Annotated in this window: 14 protein-coding genes; 7 read left to right on the forward strand and 7 right to left on the reverse strand. The window is 55.5% G+C overall.

The window, feature by feature from the left end; translation table 11 throughout:
• The first annotated feature begins 79 nt into the window (after nt 1–79).
• The 4 genes from nadC (at nt 80) to hofC (ending at nt 4,178) form a co-directional block, all read left to right on the forward strand.
• Nucleotides 80–973 carry a carboxylating nicotinate-nucleotide diphosphorylase gene (gene nadC / locus DVA44_RS20070; RefSeq protein WP_103823262.1) on the forward strand — a complete coding sequence of 298 codons (894 nt, stop codon included), beginning with the start codon at nt 80–82 and terminating at the stop codon, nt 971–973.
• 184 nt (nt 974–1,157) lie between these two features.
• Nucleotides 1,158–1,610 carry a prepilin peptidase-dependent pilin gene (gene ppdD, locus DVA44_RS20075; RefSeq protein ID WP_114315886.1) on the forward strand — a complete coding sequence of 151 codons (453 nt, stop codon included), beginning with the start codon at nt 1,158–1,160 and terminating at the stop codon, nt 1,608–1,610.
• Nucleotides 1,607–2,992, forward strand: a complete 1,386-nt coding sequence (gspE, locus tag DVA44_RS20080; RefSeq protein ID WP_114387943.1) for a type II secretion system protein GspE — start codon at nt 1,607–1,609, stop codon at nt 2,990–2,992. The genes ppdD and gspE overlap by 4 nt, the downstream gene beginning before the upstream one ends.
• On the forward strand, nt 2,982–4,178 hold the full coding sequence (hofC, locus tag DVA44_RS20085; protein WP_114387944.1) for a protein transport protein HofC: 1,197 nt from the start codon (nt 2,982–2,984) through the stop codon (nt 4,176–4,178). Before gspE ends, hofC begins: the two co-directional genes overlap by 11 nt.
• Nucleotides 4,179–4,209: 31 nt before the next feature.
• Here hofC and DVA44_RS20090 read toward each other — a convergent pair whose 3' ends face one another.
• A complete protein-coding gene (locus tag DVA44_RS20090) occupies nt 4,210–5,253 on the reverse strand; it encodes a GMP reductase (RefSeq protein ID WP_103823258.1) in 1,044 nt (347 codons plus the stop codon).
• A 235-nt stretch (nt 5,254–5,488) separates the two neighbouring features.
• On the opposite strand from DVA44_RS20090, the gene coaE reads away from it, so the two are divergent.
• Genes coaE through yacG form a run of 3 tightly spaced genes read left to right on the forward strand, consistent with a single transcriptional unit; the run spans nt 5,489 to nt 7,047 of the window.
• The gene (gene coaE, locus DVA44_RS20095; RefSeq protein WP_114387945.1) at nt 5,489–6,100 is read left to right on the forward strand and encodes a dephospho-CoA kinase; all 612 of its coding nucleotides are present in this window, start codon (nt 5,489–5,491) and stop codon (nt 6,098–6,100) included.
• The gene (gene zapD, locus DVA44_RS20100; RefSeq protein WP_103823256.1) at nt 6,100–6,843 is read left to right on the forward strand and encodes a cell division protein ZapD; all 744 of its coding nucleotides are present in this window, start codon (nt 6,100–6,102) and stop codon (nt 6,841–6,843) included. The genes coaE and zapD overlap by 1 nt, the downstream gene beginning before the upstream one ends.
• Nucleotides 6,844–6,852: 9 nt before the next feature.
• Nucleotides 6,853–7,047, forward strand: coding sequence for a DNA gyrase inhibitor YacG (gene yacG, locus DVA44_RS20105; protein WP_103823255.1), 195 nt, complete (start codon nt 6,853–6,855; stop codon nt 7,045–7,047).
• A gap of 38 nt (nt 7,048–7,085) precedes the next feature.
• On the opposite strand, the gene mutT is transcribed toward yacG, so the two are convergent.
• The 6 genes from mutT to ftsA form a co-directional block, all read right to left on the reverse strand.
• On the reverse strand, nt 7,086–7,475 hold the full coding sequence (gene mutT, locus DVA44_RS20110; RefSeq protein WP_103178278.1) for an 8-oxo-dGTP diphosphatase MutT: 390 nt from the start codon (nt 7,473–7,475) through the stop codon (nt 7,086–7,088).
• 57 nt (nt 7,476–7,532) lie between these two features.
• Nucleotides 7,533–10,238 (reverse strand): preprotein translocase subunit SecA, encoded by a 2,706-nt coding sequence (gene secA / locus DVA44_RS20115; RefSeq protein ID WP_114315892.1) that lies wholly within the window; start codon nt 10,236–10,238, stop codon nt 7,533–7,535.
• 60 nt (nt 10,239–10,298) lie between these two features.
• Nucleotides 10,299–10,802 (reverse strand): secA translation cis-regulator SecM, encoded by a 504-nt coding sequence (gene secM, locus DVA44_RS20120; protein WP_139157116.1) that lies wholly within the window; start codon nt 10,800–10,802, stop codon nt 10,299–10,301.
• Between the two features lie 251 nt (nt 10,803–11,053).
• On the reverse strand, nt 11,054–11,971 hold the full coding sequence (gene lpxC, locus DVA44_RS20125; protein WP_103178276.1) for a UDP-3-O-acyl-N-acetylglucosamine deacetylase: 918 nt from the start codon (nt 11,969–11,971) through the stop codon (nt 11,054–11,056).
• A gap of 101 nt (nt 11,972–12,072) precedes the next feature.
• Nucleotides 12,073–13,224, reverse strand: coding sequence for a cell division protein FtsZ (gene ftsZ / locus DVA44_RS20130; protein WP_103178275.1), 1,152 nt, complete (start codon nt 13,222–13,224; stop codon nt 12,073–12,075).
• Between the two features lie 63 nt (nt 13,225–13,287).
• On the reverse strand, nt 13,288–14,544 hold the full coding sequence (gene ftsA / locus DVA44_RS20135) for a cell division protein FtsA (protein WP_103178274.1): 1,257 nt from the start codon (nt 14,542–14,544) through the stop codon (nt 13,288–13,290).

Consider the following 14,544-nt stretch of genomic DNA (forward strand, 5'->3'; position numbering starts at 1 on the left):
TCCTTATATATGGTGCTGATTCCCGGTTCAGAGTAGCATGTTTCAATCTTATGATTCGTTACCAATTTGGAGTTTTAACATGCCGCCACGCCGCTACAACCCCGACCACAGACGTAACGTACTGCTGGAACGTATAAATATGGATATTCCAGCAAGCGTCGCCAATGCGCTGCGCGAAGATCTGGGTGGAGACGTCAATGCTGACAACGACATTACCGCCCAGCTGCTGGCGGAAGATGCCCGTTCCCATGCGGTTGTCATCACCCGTGAAGATGGCGTTTTCTGTGGCAAACGTTGGGTGGAAGAGGTCTTTACGCAACTGGCCGGGGACGGCGTTCAGGTGACGTGGCATGTCGAAGATGGCGACAGCATTGTGGCTAACCAGCCGCTCTTTGAACTTGAAGGGCCGTCGCGCGTCCTGCTCACCGGTGAACGCACCGCGCTGAACTTTGTCCAGACGCTCTCGGGCGTGGCAAGCGAAGTGCGCCGCTACGTCAACCTGCTGGAAGGCACAAACACCCAGCTGCTGGATACGCGCAAAACCCTTCCCGGCCTGCGTACCGCGCTGAAATATGCCGTGCTGTGCGGCGGCGGCGCCAACCATCGCCTGGGGTTGTCCGATGCCTTCCTGATCAAAGAGAACCACATTATCGCCTCCGGCTCCGTTCGCCAGGCGGTGGAAAAAGCCTTCTGGCTGCATCCGGATGTGCCGGTCGAAGTTGAAGTAGAAAGCCTGCAGGAGCTGGAAGACGCGCTGAAAGCGGGTGCCGACATCATCATGCTGGATAACTTCGAAACTGAGCAGATGCGTGAAGCCGTGAAGCGTACCAATGGTCAGGCCCGCCTGGAGGTCTCTGGCAACGTGACGCGTGAAACCTTACGTGAATTTGCCGAAACCGGCGTCGACTTCATCTCCGTTGGCGCACTGACTAAACACATTCGTGCCCTCGACCTGTCGATGCGCTTTCGCTAAGTGACAAAAAGCCCGGCCGGCACTGGCCGGGCAAGCCCGATTTACGACCCCTCTCGCAAACCCGCTGCACCACGCTGTAACGTCAACACTCCTCCCTGAATCCTGCTTCCCGAAATGATTTTTGCCGCTCGCTCCTGTTTTGCCGTACTGCCACAGTAGTGCCAGTTCACACAAGGAGAGACTCATGGAAAGACAAAAAGGATTTACCCTCATCGAGCTAATGGTCGTCATCGGCATCGTCGCCATACTCAGCGCCATCGGCATTCCGGCCTATCAGAACTACCTGCGAAAAGCCGCTCTCACCGATATGCTGCAAACCTTCCTGCCCTACCGTACCGCCGTTGAACTTTGCGCGCTCGATCATGGCGGGACAGAAAGCTGCGACGCGGGCGTCAACGGCGTTCCATCCCCTGCCACCTCCCGCTATGTCTCAGCCATGAGCATTGCCAAGGGTACCGTTACCCTGACGGGTCAGGAGAGCCTGAACGGTCTGGAGGTCGTGATGACGCCGCAATGGAATAATGGCAACGGCATCACCGGCTGGACGCGCGTTTGCACCATTGCCAACGACAGCGCGCTGAAACAGGCCTGTGAAGAGGTGTTCCGCTTTACGGCTGGCGAGGAGAACGTGCAATGAATTCTGACCAGCTCACCGCGCTGTGTCAGCGTCACAACGCTTTGTTGCTGACCAGCGCCCCGGACAGAGTCACGATTGCAGTGGTCGGTAACCCGCCTGCTGAACTGTTGGAGGCTTTACGTTTCGCGACGCAGAAAAGGATAGATATCGAATGCTGGACCAGCGAGAGAATGGAAAAACACCGGCAAACCGCGTCAGACTCGCATCTGCCTGTGGCCGCCATCTCCACCCGCTCCGCCATTGAGATCCTTAACCGCACCCTGATGCAGGCGATGAGCCAGCGGGCATCGGATATTCACATCGAGCCCGCCGACGAGAGCTGGCAGATCCGGTTACGCATCGACGGCGTGTTGTATCCGCAACAGCCTCTTTCGTCCGAGCTGGGCACTACGCTTATCGCCAGGCTGAAGGTGCTGGGCAATCTGGATATCGCCGAGCGGCGCTTACCCCAGGATGGACAATTTACGGTTGAGCTATCCGGCGCCCCCGTCTCGTTTCGTATTGCTACCCTCCCCTGTCGCAACGGGGAAAAAATCGTGCTGCGGCTTTTGCAGCAGGAGCAGCAGGCGCTCCTGCTGGATCAGCTGGGCATGAGCACCATCCAGCAGCGATTATTCGCCGAAGCGCTGCATAAATCCCAGGGGCTGATTCTGGTGACCGGCCCCACCGGCAGTGGTAAAACCGTTACCCTTTACAGCGCCTTACAGGCCCGGAACACGCCCGCTGTGAACATCTGCAGCGTAGAAGATCCTGTTGAAATCCCGCTCGAGGGGCTAAACCAGACCCCCATAAACCCCCGGGCGGGGTTAACCTTCCAGAGCGTATTGCGCGCATTTTTACGTCAGGATCCAGACATCATCATGGTGGGCGAAATACGCGATGGCGAAACGGCCGAGATCGCCATCAATGCCGCCCAGACCGGCCATCTGGTGCTGTCGACGCTGCATACCAACTCTACCGCCGAAACGCTGGTTCGCCTGCAGCAAATGGGTGTGGCGCGCTGGATGATCTCTTCGGCATTATCTCTGGTGATCGCCCAGCGGCTGGTACGTCGGCTGTGCCCGCACTGTCGTCAGGAGGCCCACCGGGATACCCCTCTGCCCCAGGCGTTGTGGCCTCGTCCGTTGCCGCACTGGCAACCGGTGGGTTGCGACCGCTGCTACCACGGTTTTTATGGCCGGGTGGCAATCTTCGAGGTGATGGTGATCACTCGCGAGCTGCGCACCGCCATTGCCAGCGGAGCGCCGGTGGAAGAGATCGAAAAGCTGGCCCGCCAGACGGGTATGACCACGCTGTTTGAGCATGGCTGCATGGCGGTAGAACAGGGGCACACCACCCTCGAAGAGCTGGTGCAGATGCTGGGCGCGCCGGATGGCAGGTAATCAGCTCTGGCGCTGGCGGGCACTCAGCCCGCAGGGGGAGCGGCAGGCGGGCGCGCTTTGGGCACCCGACAAACAAACGGCATGGGCTATCCTGCATGGCAAAGCGCTCGTTCCCCTGGAACTCAGGCGATGCGCGCAACAGACACGGTGGCAGGCGCAGCATCGCTACGACATTATCCACCAGCTGGCGACACTGCTGCAGGCGGGGTTAACCCTGTCGGCAGGGCTGGCGCTTCTGGCGCAGCAGCACCCGGCCAGGCAATGGCAGGCGTTGTTGCAAAGCGTCGCCGACGACCTCAGTGCCGGGTGCGCCTTCTCTGACGCCCTGAAAAAATGGCCGCATGTTTTTCCGCCACTTTATGTTTCGATGATCAAAACCGGGGAGCTGACCGGCAAGCTGGATGAATGTTGTCGCCAGCTCGCGCAGCAGCAAAAAAACCAGCAGCAACTCAGCGCAAAGGTAAAAAAAGCGCTGCGTTATCCGGTGATCATTCTCGGCCTGGCTTTCGCCGTAGTGCTGGCGATGGTCACGCTGGTGCTGCCGGAGTTTGCCGCTATCTATAAAACCTTTAACACCCCATTACCAGGCCTGACCCGGGCAGTGATGGGGCTGGCAAACGTGCTCCAGCAACAGGGGGTGGCGCTGCTGTTCAGCCTGTTGGCGATAACATCCGCCCTGCTGTTTCTTCGCCGCAAACGACGGTGGCGATACGCTACCCAGCGTCTGCTGCTGAACAGCCCGGTGATTGGCCCGCTGGTTCGGGGGCAAAAGCTCAGCCAGATATTTACCGTTCTCTCGCTCACACAGCAGGCGGGCATCGCCTTTATACAAGGGCTGGAAAGTACGGAGGAGACGCTGGAATGCCCCTTCTGGCAGGAGAAATTACAGACGATACGGCATCGCATCATGCAAGGGATGCCCATCTGGTCAGCCCTGAATGAGGCAGAAATTTTTACGCCACTCTGCATTCAGCTGGTACGCACAGGCGAAGCATCGGGCGCGCTGGACACCATGCTGAGCAATCTGGCGCAGCATCATAATGAGCAGACCTTTCAGCAGGCGGACAATTTAGCCTCATTGCTGGAGCCAGTACTGTTAATTGTGACGGGGTTGATTATCGGCACGCTGGTGGTCGCGATGTATCTACCGATTTTCCATCTGGGGGATGCGATGAGTGCGGGATAACGCTGGCGCGAAAACGCGCCAGCGAGAAACATTACAGGCTGTTGAAAACGCGGTTTTCCTGCTCCTGAACGCGGATAAAGGTCGTGCGCTTGGTCAGCTCTTTCAGGCGGGACGCCCCCACGTAGGTACATGCTGAACGCAGGCCGCCCAGGATATCACGTGCGGTATTTTCAACCGGGCCACGCAGAGGCAGCTTAACGGTTTTACCTTCCGCGGCACGATACTGCGCAACACCACCTACGTGGCGGTTCATGGCCGATTCTGAGCTCATGCCGTAGAACAGCATGAATTTTTCACCGTTTTCTTCAACAACGGTACCGCCGCTCTCGTCGTGGCCCGCCAGCATACCGCCCAGCATCACGAAGTCTGCGCCGCCGCCGAATGCTTTTGCCACGTCGCCCGGCATGGTGCATCCACCGTCACTGATGATCTGGCCACCCAGACCGTGGGCTGCGTCAGCACACTCGATCACTGCTGACAGCTGCGGATAGCCAACGCCGGTTTTAACGCGCGTGGTGCAGACAGAACCCGGGCCAATGCCCACTTTCACGATATCTGCCCCGGAGAGGATCAGCTCTTCACACATTTCACCGGTAACCACGTTACCCGCGATAATGGTTTTGGTCGGCCAGGCCTGACGCGCCTTGCTGACGAACTGAACGAAGTGCTCAGAATAGCCATTCGCAACATCAATACAGACGAAGTTCAGGTTTGGGTTAGCAATCAGGATCTGTTTCGTTTTTTCGAAATCGGCATCAGAGGTGCCGGTAGAGACCATCACGTGCTTCAGCACGTTTTCAGATACGGAGCCTGCAAACGCATTCCACTCTTCCACGCTGTAGTGCTTGTGTACAGCGGTCAGAATGTCGAAGGAAGCCAGCGCTTTTGCCATCGCAAACGTTCCAACGGTATCCATGTTAGCGGCGATAACGGGTACGCCAGACCAGGTCTGACCGGAATGCTTAAAGGTGAATTGACGTTCAAGTTCAACGTCGGAGCGACTTTTCAGAGTAGAACGTTTAGGGCGGATAAGAACGTCTTTGAAACCTAACTTCAAATCTTCTTCGATACGCATTTGCGGATTCCTGGGGTACTGGGGTAAATGTCGAAAAACGTAACACACAACTCCAGTGACGCTATCATACGCACTAATACCTGTTGCGCAAGACTGCGAAAATCACTTTTTTTACGCTACAATCCTATAAATTTACCTGGTAAAAAGTACGTAAGCAGAGCTTAATCTTTGCTGATAAAAGATTAAATCTTAAGCAATTGATATCAATAATGAATATTTCCCAGGATTTTATTTAATGGGGTACATCGTTGCATTAACGGGAGGCATTGGCAGTGGCAAAAGCACTGTGGCTGAAGCCTTCTCTCGTCTGGGTATCACGATAATTGATGCCGACATTCTTGCCCGCCAGGTGGTAGAGCCAGGTACACCCGCACTACGCGCTATTGCAGACCATTTCGGCAGCGACATTATTGAGCCTGATGGCACCCTTAATCGTCGAATGCTGCGCGAACGCATTTTCACGCATCCTGAAGAGAAAGCCTGGCTTAACGCCCTGCTTCACCCGCTTATCCAGCAGGAGACGCAGAAACAGATAGCACGCGCCACTTCCCCTTATGTGCTCTGGGTTGTCCCGCTTCTTGTGGAAAATAATCTCCATGATAAAGCGGATCGGGTACTGGTTGTTGACGTCTCTCCGGCAACACAAATTCAGCGCACCATCGCCCGTGATAACGTCGGGCGTGAACATGCGGAACAAATTCTTGCCGCGCAGGCCACGCGTGAAGCGCGTCTGGCCGTCGCGGATGATGTGATTGATAATAACGGCTCACCGGATGCCATTGCATCGGATGTGGCTCGCCTGCATCAGCAATATCTGGCGCAGGCCGTTTTACAGGAAAAAGCCTAATGCACACCCATGTTCTTTTCGAGCATCCCCTCAACGAAAAAATGCGCACCTGGCTGCGTATCGAATTTTTGATCCAGCAGCTTTCTGGCCTGCTTCCGATTCATGACCACACCTCGGCGCTGCACTTTTTCCGCAACGTGAGCGATCTGCTGGACGTGTTAGAGCGTGGCGAAGTCCGCACAGAATTGCTGAAAGAGCTGGAACGTCAGCAGCGTAAACTGCAGGCCTGGGCGGAAGTGCCGGGGGTGGATAACAGCCGTATCGACAGCCTACGCCAGCAGCTGAAACACAGCAGCGGCGTATTAATGGCAGCGCCGCGTATCGGCCAGTTTTTGCGTGAAGATCGCCTGGTCGCCCTGGTGCGTCAGCGTCTGAGCATTCCCGGCGGCTGCTGCAGTTTCGATTTACCGACCTTGCACATCTGGCTGCATATGCCCCAGGAGCAGCGCGATATCCAGGTGCAAAGCTGGCTGAACAGCCTTGAGCCGCTGAACCAGGCGCTGTCGCTGATCCTGGATTTGATCCGCAACTCCGCGCCATTCCGCAAGCAAACCAGCCTGAATGGTTTTTATCAGGATAACGGGGAAGATGCGGATCTCCTGCGCCTGCAGCTCTCCCTTGCCGATCAGCTTTACCCGCAAATTTCAGGCCATAAGAGCCGCTTTGCGATCCGTTTCATGCCGCTCGACAGTGAACATGGTCTGGTGCCGGAACGCCTCGACTTTGAACTGGCGTGCTGCTAAGGAGTTAAGATGTCTGATGTCACCACCGTGAACTGCCCCACCTGTGGCAAGCCCGTTGTCTGGGGCGAACAGAGCCCGTTCCGCCCTTTTTGCAGCAAGCGCTGCCAGCTAATCGATCTGGGCGAGTGGGCTGCGGAAGAGAAACGTATTCCCAGCTCAGGCGATATGTCTGACAGCGATGACTGGAGCGAAGAGCAGCAGTAACATCGCCATGGCCTGCCAGCACCTCGCTCGCAGGCCAGTCAGTCCGCCACTAAACGCGCAATGACAGGCGCATTTGCCGGTGGGAATTTATCGGCATCCAGCGCGTTCAGCGTCACCCAGTTTCCAGGCTGTCCCTCTTTGCCCCAGGGTTCCCCCTCCCAGTTTTCCACCAGCCAGAACCACAGCGTGATATGGCGATCGGGAAAGGTATATTCTAGTTTGTCGAACAGAGTCGCACCGCGCGGCGTGATGCCCACCTCTTCCTGAAGCTCGCGGATAAGCGCCTGTTCCGGGGTCTCGCCGGACTCAATCTTTCCGCCAGGAAACTCCCACTTATTCGCCATGTGCGCATCGGCCGCACGCTGGGTAATAAAGATTTGGTTATCGGAATTACGAATGATCCCGACAGCGATTTGCAGTATTTTCATTGACTTACATCCATAAAAAAGGCGCAGATATCTGCGCCTTTTAAGTGTGTTACAGGCTTAGCTCAGACGGCCATGGCACTGTTTGTATTTTTTACCGGAACCGCACGGGCACGGATCGTTACGACCGACCTTACGCTCACCGGACTGCGCGGCAATCGCGGCAGCGGCGGCTTCTTCATCGTCCTGATGGCTGAGCTGCTGCATCTGAGCCAGACGCTCCGCTTCTTCACGACGCTGCTGTTCCATCTCTTCCACTTCTTCCGGCATGCGCACCTGGACCTTGCTCAGGGTGCTGATCACTTCGTACTTCAGTGATTCAAGCATAGAGGCAAACATCGCAAAGGATTCGCGCTTGTACTCCTGCTTCGGATCTTTTTGCGCATAGCCACGCAGATGAATACCCTGACGCAGATAGTCCATCGCTGCCAGGTGCTCTTTCCACAGGGAGTCCAGGGTTTGCAGCATCACGCCTTTTTCGAAATGACGCATCATCTCGGCGCCAACCACTTCTTCTTTACGCTTATAGACCTCGAGGGCGTTAGCGAAAATACGCTCGCGCAGGGTCTCTTCATGCAGCTCCGGCTCTTTATCCAGCCACTCCTGAATCGGCAGATCCAGGTCGAAGTCGTTTTTCAGACGCGCCTGCAGACCTTCGACATCCCACATCTCTTCCAGAGATTGCGGTGGAATATGGTTATCGATAGTCGCTTTGAAGACATCTTCGCGAATGCTGTTGATGGTTTCACTCACGTCGGAAACGTCCAGCAGTTCGTTACGCTGGGTGTAGATAGCGCGACGCTGGTCGTTCGCCACATCATCGTACTCAAGCAGCTGCTTACGAATATCGAAGTTACGGCTTTCCACTTTACGCTGGGCGTTGGCGATGGCTTTGGTCACCCACGGGTGTTCAATCGCTTCGCCCGGCTTCATACCCAGTTTACGCATCATGCCCGACACACGGTCAGAGGCGAAAATACGCATCAACGCATCTTCCATCGACAGGTAGAAGCGGGATGAACCGGCATCACCCTGACGACCCGCACGGCCACGCAGCTGGTTGTCAATACGACGAGATTCGTGACGCTCAGTACCGATGATGTGCAGACCGCCCGCAGCCAGAACCGCATCGTGACGAACCTGCCAGTCGGCTTTGATCTGCGCGATCTGTTCCGGGGTTGGGTTTTCCAGCGCAGCCACTTCAGCCTGCCAGCTACCGCCCAGCATAATGTCGGTACCACGACCCGCCATGTTGGTGGCGATGGTCACAGCTGCCGGATAGCCCGCCTGGGCAACGATATCGGCCTCTTTAGCGTGGAACTTGGCGTTCAGCACGTTGTGTTTGATACCGGCTTTGGTCAGCTCATTGGAGACCACTTCCGATTTTTCAATGGAGATAGTCCCCACCAGCACCGGCTGGCCTGCAGCGGTACGATCGCGGATATCTTCAATGATGGCCTGAATTTTTTCCGCTTCGGTCATGTAGACCAAGTCCGGCATATCCTTACGGATCATTGGACGGTTGGTTGGAACGACTACGGTATCCAGCTTATAGATGGAGCTGAATTCAAAGGCTTCGGTATCCGCCGTACCGGTCATCCCTGCCAGCTTCTCGTACAGACGGAAGTAGTTCTGGAAGGTAATGGATGCCAGGGTCTGGTTTTCGTTCTGGATATCGACACCTTCTTTGGCTTCAACGGCCTGATGCAGACCGTCGGACCAGCGGCGACCCTGCATGGTACGACCGGTGTGTTCATCGACGATAATGACTTCGCCATCTTTAACGATGTAGTCCACGTCACGGGTAAAGAGCACGTGCGCACGCAGCGCCGCGGTCACGTGGTGCATCAGCATGATGTTGCCTGGGGAGTAGAGTGACTCGCCCTCTTCCATAATGCCCTGGGCAACCAGCAACTCTTCGATCTGCACCAGACCGCGCTCGGTCAGGTTCACCTGACGGGCTTTTTCGTCAACGGAGAAGTGACCTTCACCCTGGAAGGTGTCAGAATCCTCTTTCTCCTGACGGATCAGGTGCGGAATGATTTTATCGACTTTACGATACATCTCGGAGCTGTCTTCAGCCGGGCCAGAGATGATCAGCGGCGTACGCGCTTCGTCGATCAGAATGGAGTCCACCTCATCCACCAGCGCATAGTGCAGCTTACGCTGGACGCGCTCTTCCGGGCTGAAGGCCATGTTGTCACGCAGGTAGTCAAAGCCGTATTCGTTGTTGGTACCGTAGGTGATGTCGGCGTTATAGGCTTCGCGTTTCGCAGGCGCTGGCAAACCAGACATGTTGATCCCGACGGTCATACCGAGGAATTCGAACAGTGGACGGTTGTTTTCGGCGTCACGCTGCGCCAGATAGTCGTTGACGGTCACCACGTGCACGCCTTTACCCGACAGGGCGTTGACGTAGGCAGGCAGGGTCGCGGTCAGGGTTTTACCTTCACCGGTACGCATCTCGGCGATGCAGCGGTCGTTCAGCACCATCCCGCCCAGCAGCTGCACATCGAAATGACGCATGCCAAACACGCGCTTACTCGCTTCACGCACCACGGCGAACGCTTCCGGGATCAGGCTTTCAACGGTTTCACCTTTTTCAAGGCGGGCACGGAATTCAGCGGTTTTGGCTTTCAGCTCTTCATCAGAGAGTTTTTCCATCGCCGGCTCAAGGCTGTTGATGACGCTGACGGCTTTGCGCATGCGGCGCAGGGTACGATCGTTACGACTACCGAAAACTTTAGTTAGTAATTTGATTAACATAATAAATTCTCAAACACCCCATGATGGGCAGTTAAATTAAGGTATTAAACAACGGTTAATTTAGCTGAGGCGTTGAGGTCCGGCGCGGATGCCCTGCACCTGGCTAATCCAGGCGGAGACGGAGAAAGCGGTCTGTGGATAAAATGCGGCAAGCGCGACCTGACGGACGATAACCGGCGGCTTGCTTTGCTGTGTAAGCAGCGTAGTGAGTGTATCGAGCAGCGCCAGATGGTGCGCCTGTACCGGGAGAGGCTCTTCAACTACGGGTAAGGCCTGTGGCGCCATGGCAAAGGAGAGATGCCGGATGACGGTACGAATCGCATGCTGATGCCAGTAATCCACCGTGAAGTTGGGTCGGCGGTTCGCTTCCAGCAGGGCGAGATTCGTGAAATTGACCCGCGTGCTCAGATCGTGGCGGGTGGTAGTGGTCTTTGCCGGATTTGCGGTTTCGGTGTTACTGCTGAGCGCGGGCAGGCCAAGACTCGCCGCGACCATCCCCAGAAGGAGATGCGGCCAGAAGTAACGTCTGCCAAATTGTCGCCAGCGCGTCAGAATTCCGCTCAATTGCCCCACCACAAGTAAGTGAACCTTCAGGCTCACCGTATGATTTTTATATTTTCGCGCAAAGATAGTAACACTAAAGCCGGGTTGCAGCAGCAGTATTGCGCCACAGAGGAGGTTAAAAATGGTGATGAAATCAGCAAACGCGCCATTGACTACAGCGATACGGGGAAGATAAAAACAAAAACGACTGGTCTCCCTGGCCGGAGAGAGTGCCAGGTCAACCAGTCGAATTTACATAACGGAATTTACCGTTACGCCAGAACCGTGCTCGGTGCTTTGAATGCCAGTGGCAGTTCAGCTTCGTCTTCGAAGGTCACATATTCCCAGGCTTCCTGTTTTGCCAGAACAGCCTGCAACAATTTGTTGTTCAGCGCGTGACCGGATTTATACGCGGTAAACGCACCAATGATGTTGTGACCACACATGAACAGGTCGCCGATTGCATCCAGCATTTTGTGACGAACGAATTCGTCTTCAAAACGCAGGCCGTCTTCATTCAGTACGCGATAATCGTCAACAACGATGGCACAATCGAAGCTGCCGCCCAGGCACAGGCCGCGGGACTGCAGATATTCGATATCACGCATGAAACCAAACGTACGCGCTCGGCTGATCTGACGCATAAACGCATCAGCAGAGAAGTTCATCGCATAGCGCTGGGTGCTGGAATCAATCGCCGGATGGTTGAAGTCGATGGTGAAATCCAACGAAAAACCATTAAACGGCTTGAATTCAGCCCATTTGTCGCCATCCTGGACACGAACGGTCTCTTTGATACGTACGAATTTCTTCGCACTGTTCAATTCTTCGATGCCGGCGTCCAACAACAGGTAGACGAACGGTGCAGCACTGCCATCCATAATCGGGATTTCCGGCGCATCGACTTCAACAATAATGTTGTCGATACCCAGACCCGCCAGGGCGGCATTCAGGTGCTCTACGGTAGAGATCCGCACGTCATGCTCATTCACCAGGCAAGTACAGAGCATGGTATCACGCACAGATTTGGCATCAGCCGGGAAATCTACCGGTGGATTCAAGTCGGTGCGACGATAGATGACCCCGGTATTGGCCGGCGCAGGGCGCAACGTCAGGGTGACTTTCTTGCCGGTATGTAAACCGACACCTGTCGCCTGAACGATACGTTTTAATGTCCTTTGTTTGATCATCGTATAATCTCGCCAAGTTACTTATCCAACCGAGAGTGTACATCACTATCGGGCGGCCAGTTTAGCACAAAGAGCGTAAATTCCCTAATTCCAGCTAATTCTTAATCAGCTTGTTTACGCAGGAATGCTGGAATGTCCAGATAATCCGGCTCTTTCTGCGTTTGTGGCGTATTGTCATTCACCACCTTAGCGGCAGGTTTCTGCTCCTGGGTCAATGGTGCCATGCCGTGCGGCTGGTAGCGATCCATCACCGGCTGCTGTGCAGTTTTGTTGGTCACCAGGGTGATCTCAGGACGTTTGTCCATGCCGATACCGGTCGCAACAACCGTTACGCGCAGCTCATCGTTCATTTCCGGATCAAGGGAAGTACCGATTACCACGGTTGCGTTGTCAGACGCGAAGGCACGGATGGTGTTACCCACGGTTTCGAACTCATCCAGACGCAGGTCGAAGCCCGCAGTGATGTTAACCAGTACGCCGCGCGCGCCAGAGAGATCGATATCTTCCAGCAGCGGAGAAGAGATCGCCATTTCAGCGGCTTCTTCTGCACGGTCTTCACCTTTCGCCACGCCGGAGCCCATCATCGCGTAGCCCATTTCGGACATCACGGTGCGCACGTCAGCAAAGTCGACGTTCATCAGGCCTGGACGGGTGATCAGCTCGGCAATACCCTGGACTGCGCCTTTCAGGACATCGTTCGCCGCGCCAAAAGCGTCCAGCAGAGAGATGCCACGACCCAGCACTTTCAGCAGTTTGTCGTTTGGAATAGTGATCAGCGAGTCCACATGCTTGGACAGCTCGGTGATACCCTGCTCTGCAAACGCCATACGCTTCTTGCCTTCAAAGTTGAAAGGCTTAGTCACAACAGCAACAGTCAGGATACCTAAATCTTTAGCCACTTCCGCAACAACTGGCGCAGCACCGGTTCCGGTACCACCGCCCATGCCTGCGGCAATAAACACCATGTCTGCACCATCCAGTGCCGCACGCAGTGCTTCACGATCTTCTTCAGCAGCGTTACGGCCGACTTCCGGGTTTGCCCCAGCGCCCAGCCCTTTGGTGATGCCGCCGCCGATCTGAATTGTCTGGCCAACAGCCGTCTTACGCAGTGCCTGCGCATCGGTGTTCACCGCGAAGAATTCAACACCTTCGATGCGCTCGCGCACCATGTGTTCTACAGCATTACCGCCGCCGCCACCGACGCCGATGACTTTAATCACCGCGTCGTTGGTCAGTTCCATAGGTTCAAACATAGTTTCTCTCCGTTTTGTGCCTGTCGCCTGAAACCGTTAATTCTCTCCGGTCTCTTACAAAAATTAAAACTCTTTTCGCAGCCAGGTGTTGATTCGTTTAAACCACGAACCCACCGACGTGCGTTTTTCTACTTCTGCTTCGCCACTAAGATGGGTTTCCTTCCCGTAATGAAGCAAGCCCACTGCCGTTGAGTAATACGGCTCCTGAGCATAATCCGTCAGACCGGTGATGTTCAGCGGTGCCCCAATGCGCACCTGCGTATGGAACACGCGCTGAGCGCAAGCCGCAAGACCTTCAATTTGCGCCGCGCCGCCGGTTAATACAATCCCCGCCGCAAGATGATGTTTAACCCCCTGCTGGCGAAGCTGTTCCTGTAATTGCAAAATCTCTTCGTTCACGAGGTTGAGCAGCTCGGTATAACGCGGCTCAATGACCTCGGCTAACGTCTGGCGCTGCAGGCTGCGCGGCGGACGACCACCGACGCTCGGCACTTCGACGCTCTCATCTTTGCCCACGATGGAGCCCAGCGCACACCCGTGGCGCACTTTAATCGCCTCAGCATCGCTCGGTGGCGTACCAAAGGCATACGCGATATCGCTGGTGACCACATTCCCTGCATAAGGGATAACTTTAGTGTGGCGCAGCGCACCGCCGGTATAGACGGCCATGTCCATAGTACCACCGCCGATATCGACGACACAGACGCCCAGCTCACGTTCGTCTTCGGTCAGCACCGAATAACTTGCCGCCAGACCGGCGAAAATAAGTTGGTCAACTTTCAGGCCACAACGTTCCACGGCTTTAACAATGTTCTTCGCCATATCGTTGTGACATGTGATCAAGTGCACTTTTGCCTGCATACGCACGCCTGAAAGTCCTACCGGATTTTTAATGCCTTCCTGATAGTCGATGGCGTATTCCTGCGGGATCACATGCAGTACGCGATGCTCATCGCGGACACGCACCGACTTCGCAGTATGCACTACGTTCTCGACGTCTTCCTGCGAGACTTCTTCTTCTGAGATCGGCACCATACCGATCTCGTTCTGGCAGCTGATATGTTTGCCAGAGAGTGCCAGATACACGGAGGAAATCTGGCAATCTGCCATCAGTTCGGCCTGATCGATGGCGCGCTGTACGCATTTCACCACCGACTCGAGGTCGTTTACCCCACCTTTATCCATACCACGGGAGGGGCAGCTGCCCACGCCAATGATATTGACCATACCGTCGGGCAGAACTTCCCCTACTAAAGCAGCAACCTTCGCAGTGCCAATCTCCAGTCCTACTACCAGTTTTCTGTCCGTCGCCTTGATCAT

It is taken from the genome of Leclercia sp. W17, assembly GCF_003336325.1.
Taxonomy (GTDB): domain Bacteria; phylum Pseudomonadota; class Gammaproteobacteria; order Enterobacterales; family Enterobacteriaceae; genus Enterobacter.

Bases quoted from the DNA above. Each gene is read 5' to 3' on its own strand.
- nadC (WP_103823262.1), top strand. From the start codon at position 80: ATGCCGCCACGCCGCTACAACCCCGACCACAGACGTAACGTACTGCTG.
- ppdD (WP_114315886.1), top strand. From the start codon at position 1,158: ATGGAAAGACAAAAAGGATTTACCCTCATCGAGCTAATGGTCGTCATC.
- gspE (WP_114387943.1), top strand. From the start codon at position 1,607: ATGAATTCTGACCAGCTCACCGCGCTGTGTCAGCGTCACAACGCTTTG.
- hofC (WP_114387944.1), top strand. From the start codon at position 2,982: ATGGCAGGTAATCAGCTCTGGCGCTGGCGGGCACTCAGCCCGCAGGGG.
- DVA44_RS20090 (WP_103823258.1), bottom strand. From the start codon at position 5,253: ATGCGTATCGAAGAAGATTTGAAGTTAGGTTTCAAAGACGTTCTTATC.
- coaE (WP_114387945.1), top strand. From the start codon at position 5,489: ATGGGGTACATCGTTGCATTAACGGGAGGCATTGGCAGTGGCAAAAGC.
- zapD (WP_103823256.1), top strand. From the start codon at position 6,100: ATGCACACCCATGTTCTTTTCGAGCATCCCCTCAACGAAAAAATGCGC.
- yacG (WP_103823255.1), top strand. From the start codon at position 6,853: ATGTCTGATGTCACCACCGTGAACTGCCCCACCTGTGGCAAGCCCGTT.
- mutT (WP_103178278.1), bottom strand. From the start codon at position 7,475: ATGAAAATACTGCAAATCGCTGTCGGGATCATTCGTAATTCCGATAAC.
- secA (WP_114315892.1), bottom strand. From the start codon at position 10,238: ATGTTAATCAAATTACTAACTAAAGTTTTCGGTAGTCGTAACGATCGT.
- lpxC (WP_103178276.1), bottom strand. From the start codon at position 11,971: ATGATCAAACAAAGGACATTAAAACGTATCGTTCAGGCGACAGGTGTC.
- ftsZ (WP_103178275.1), bottom strand. From the start codon at position 13,224: ATGTTTGAACCTATGGAACTGACCAACGACGCGGTGATTAAAGTCATC.
- ftsA (WP_103178274.1), bottom strand. From the start codon at position 14,544: ATGATCAAGGCGACGGACAGAAAACTGGTAGTAGGACTGGAGATTGGC.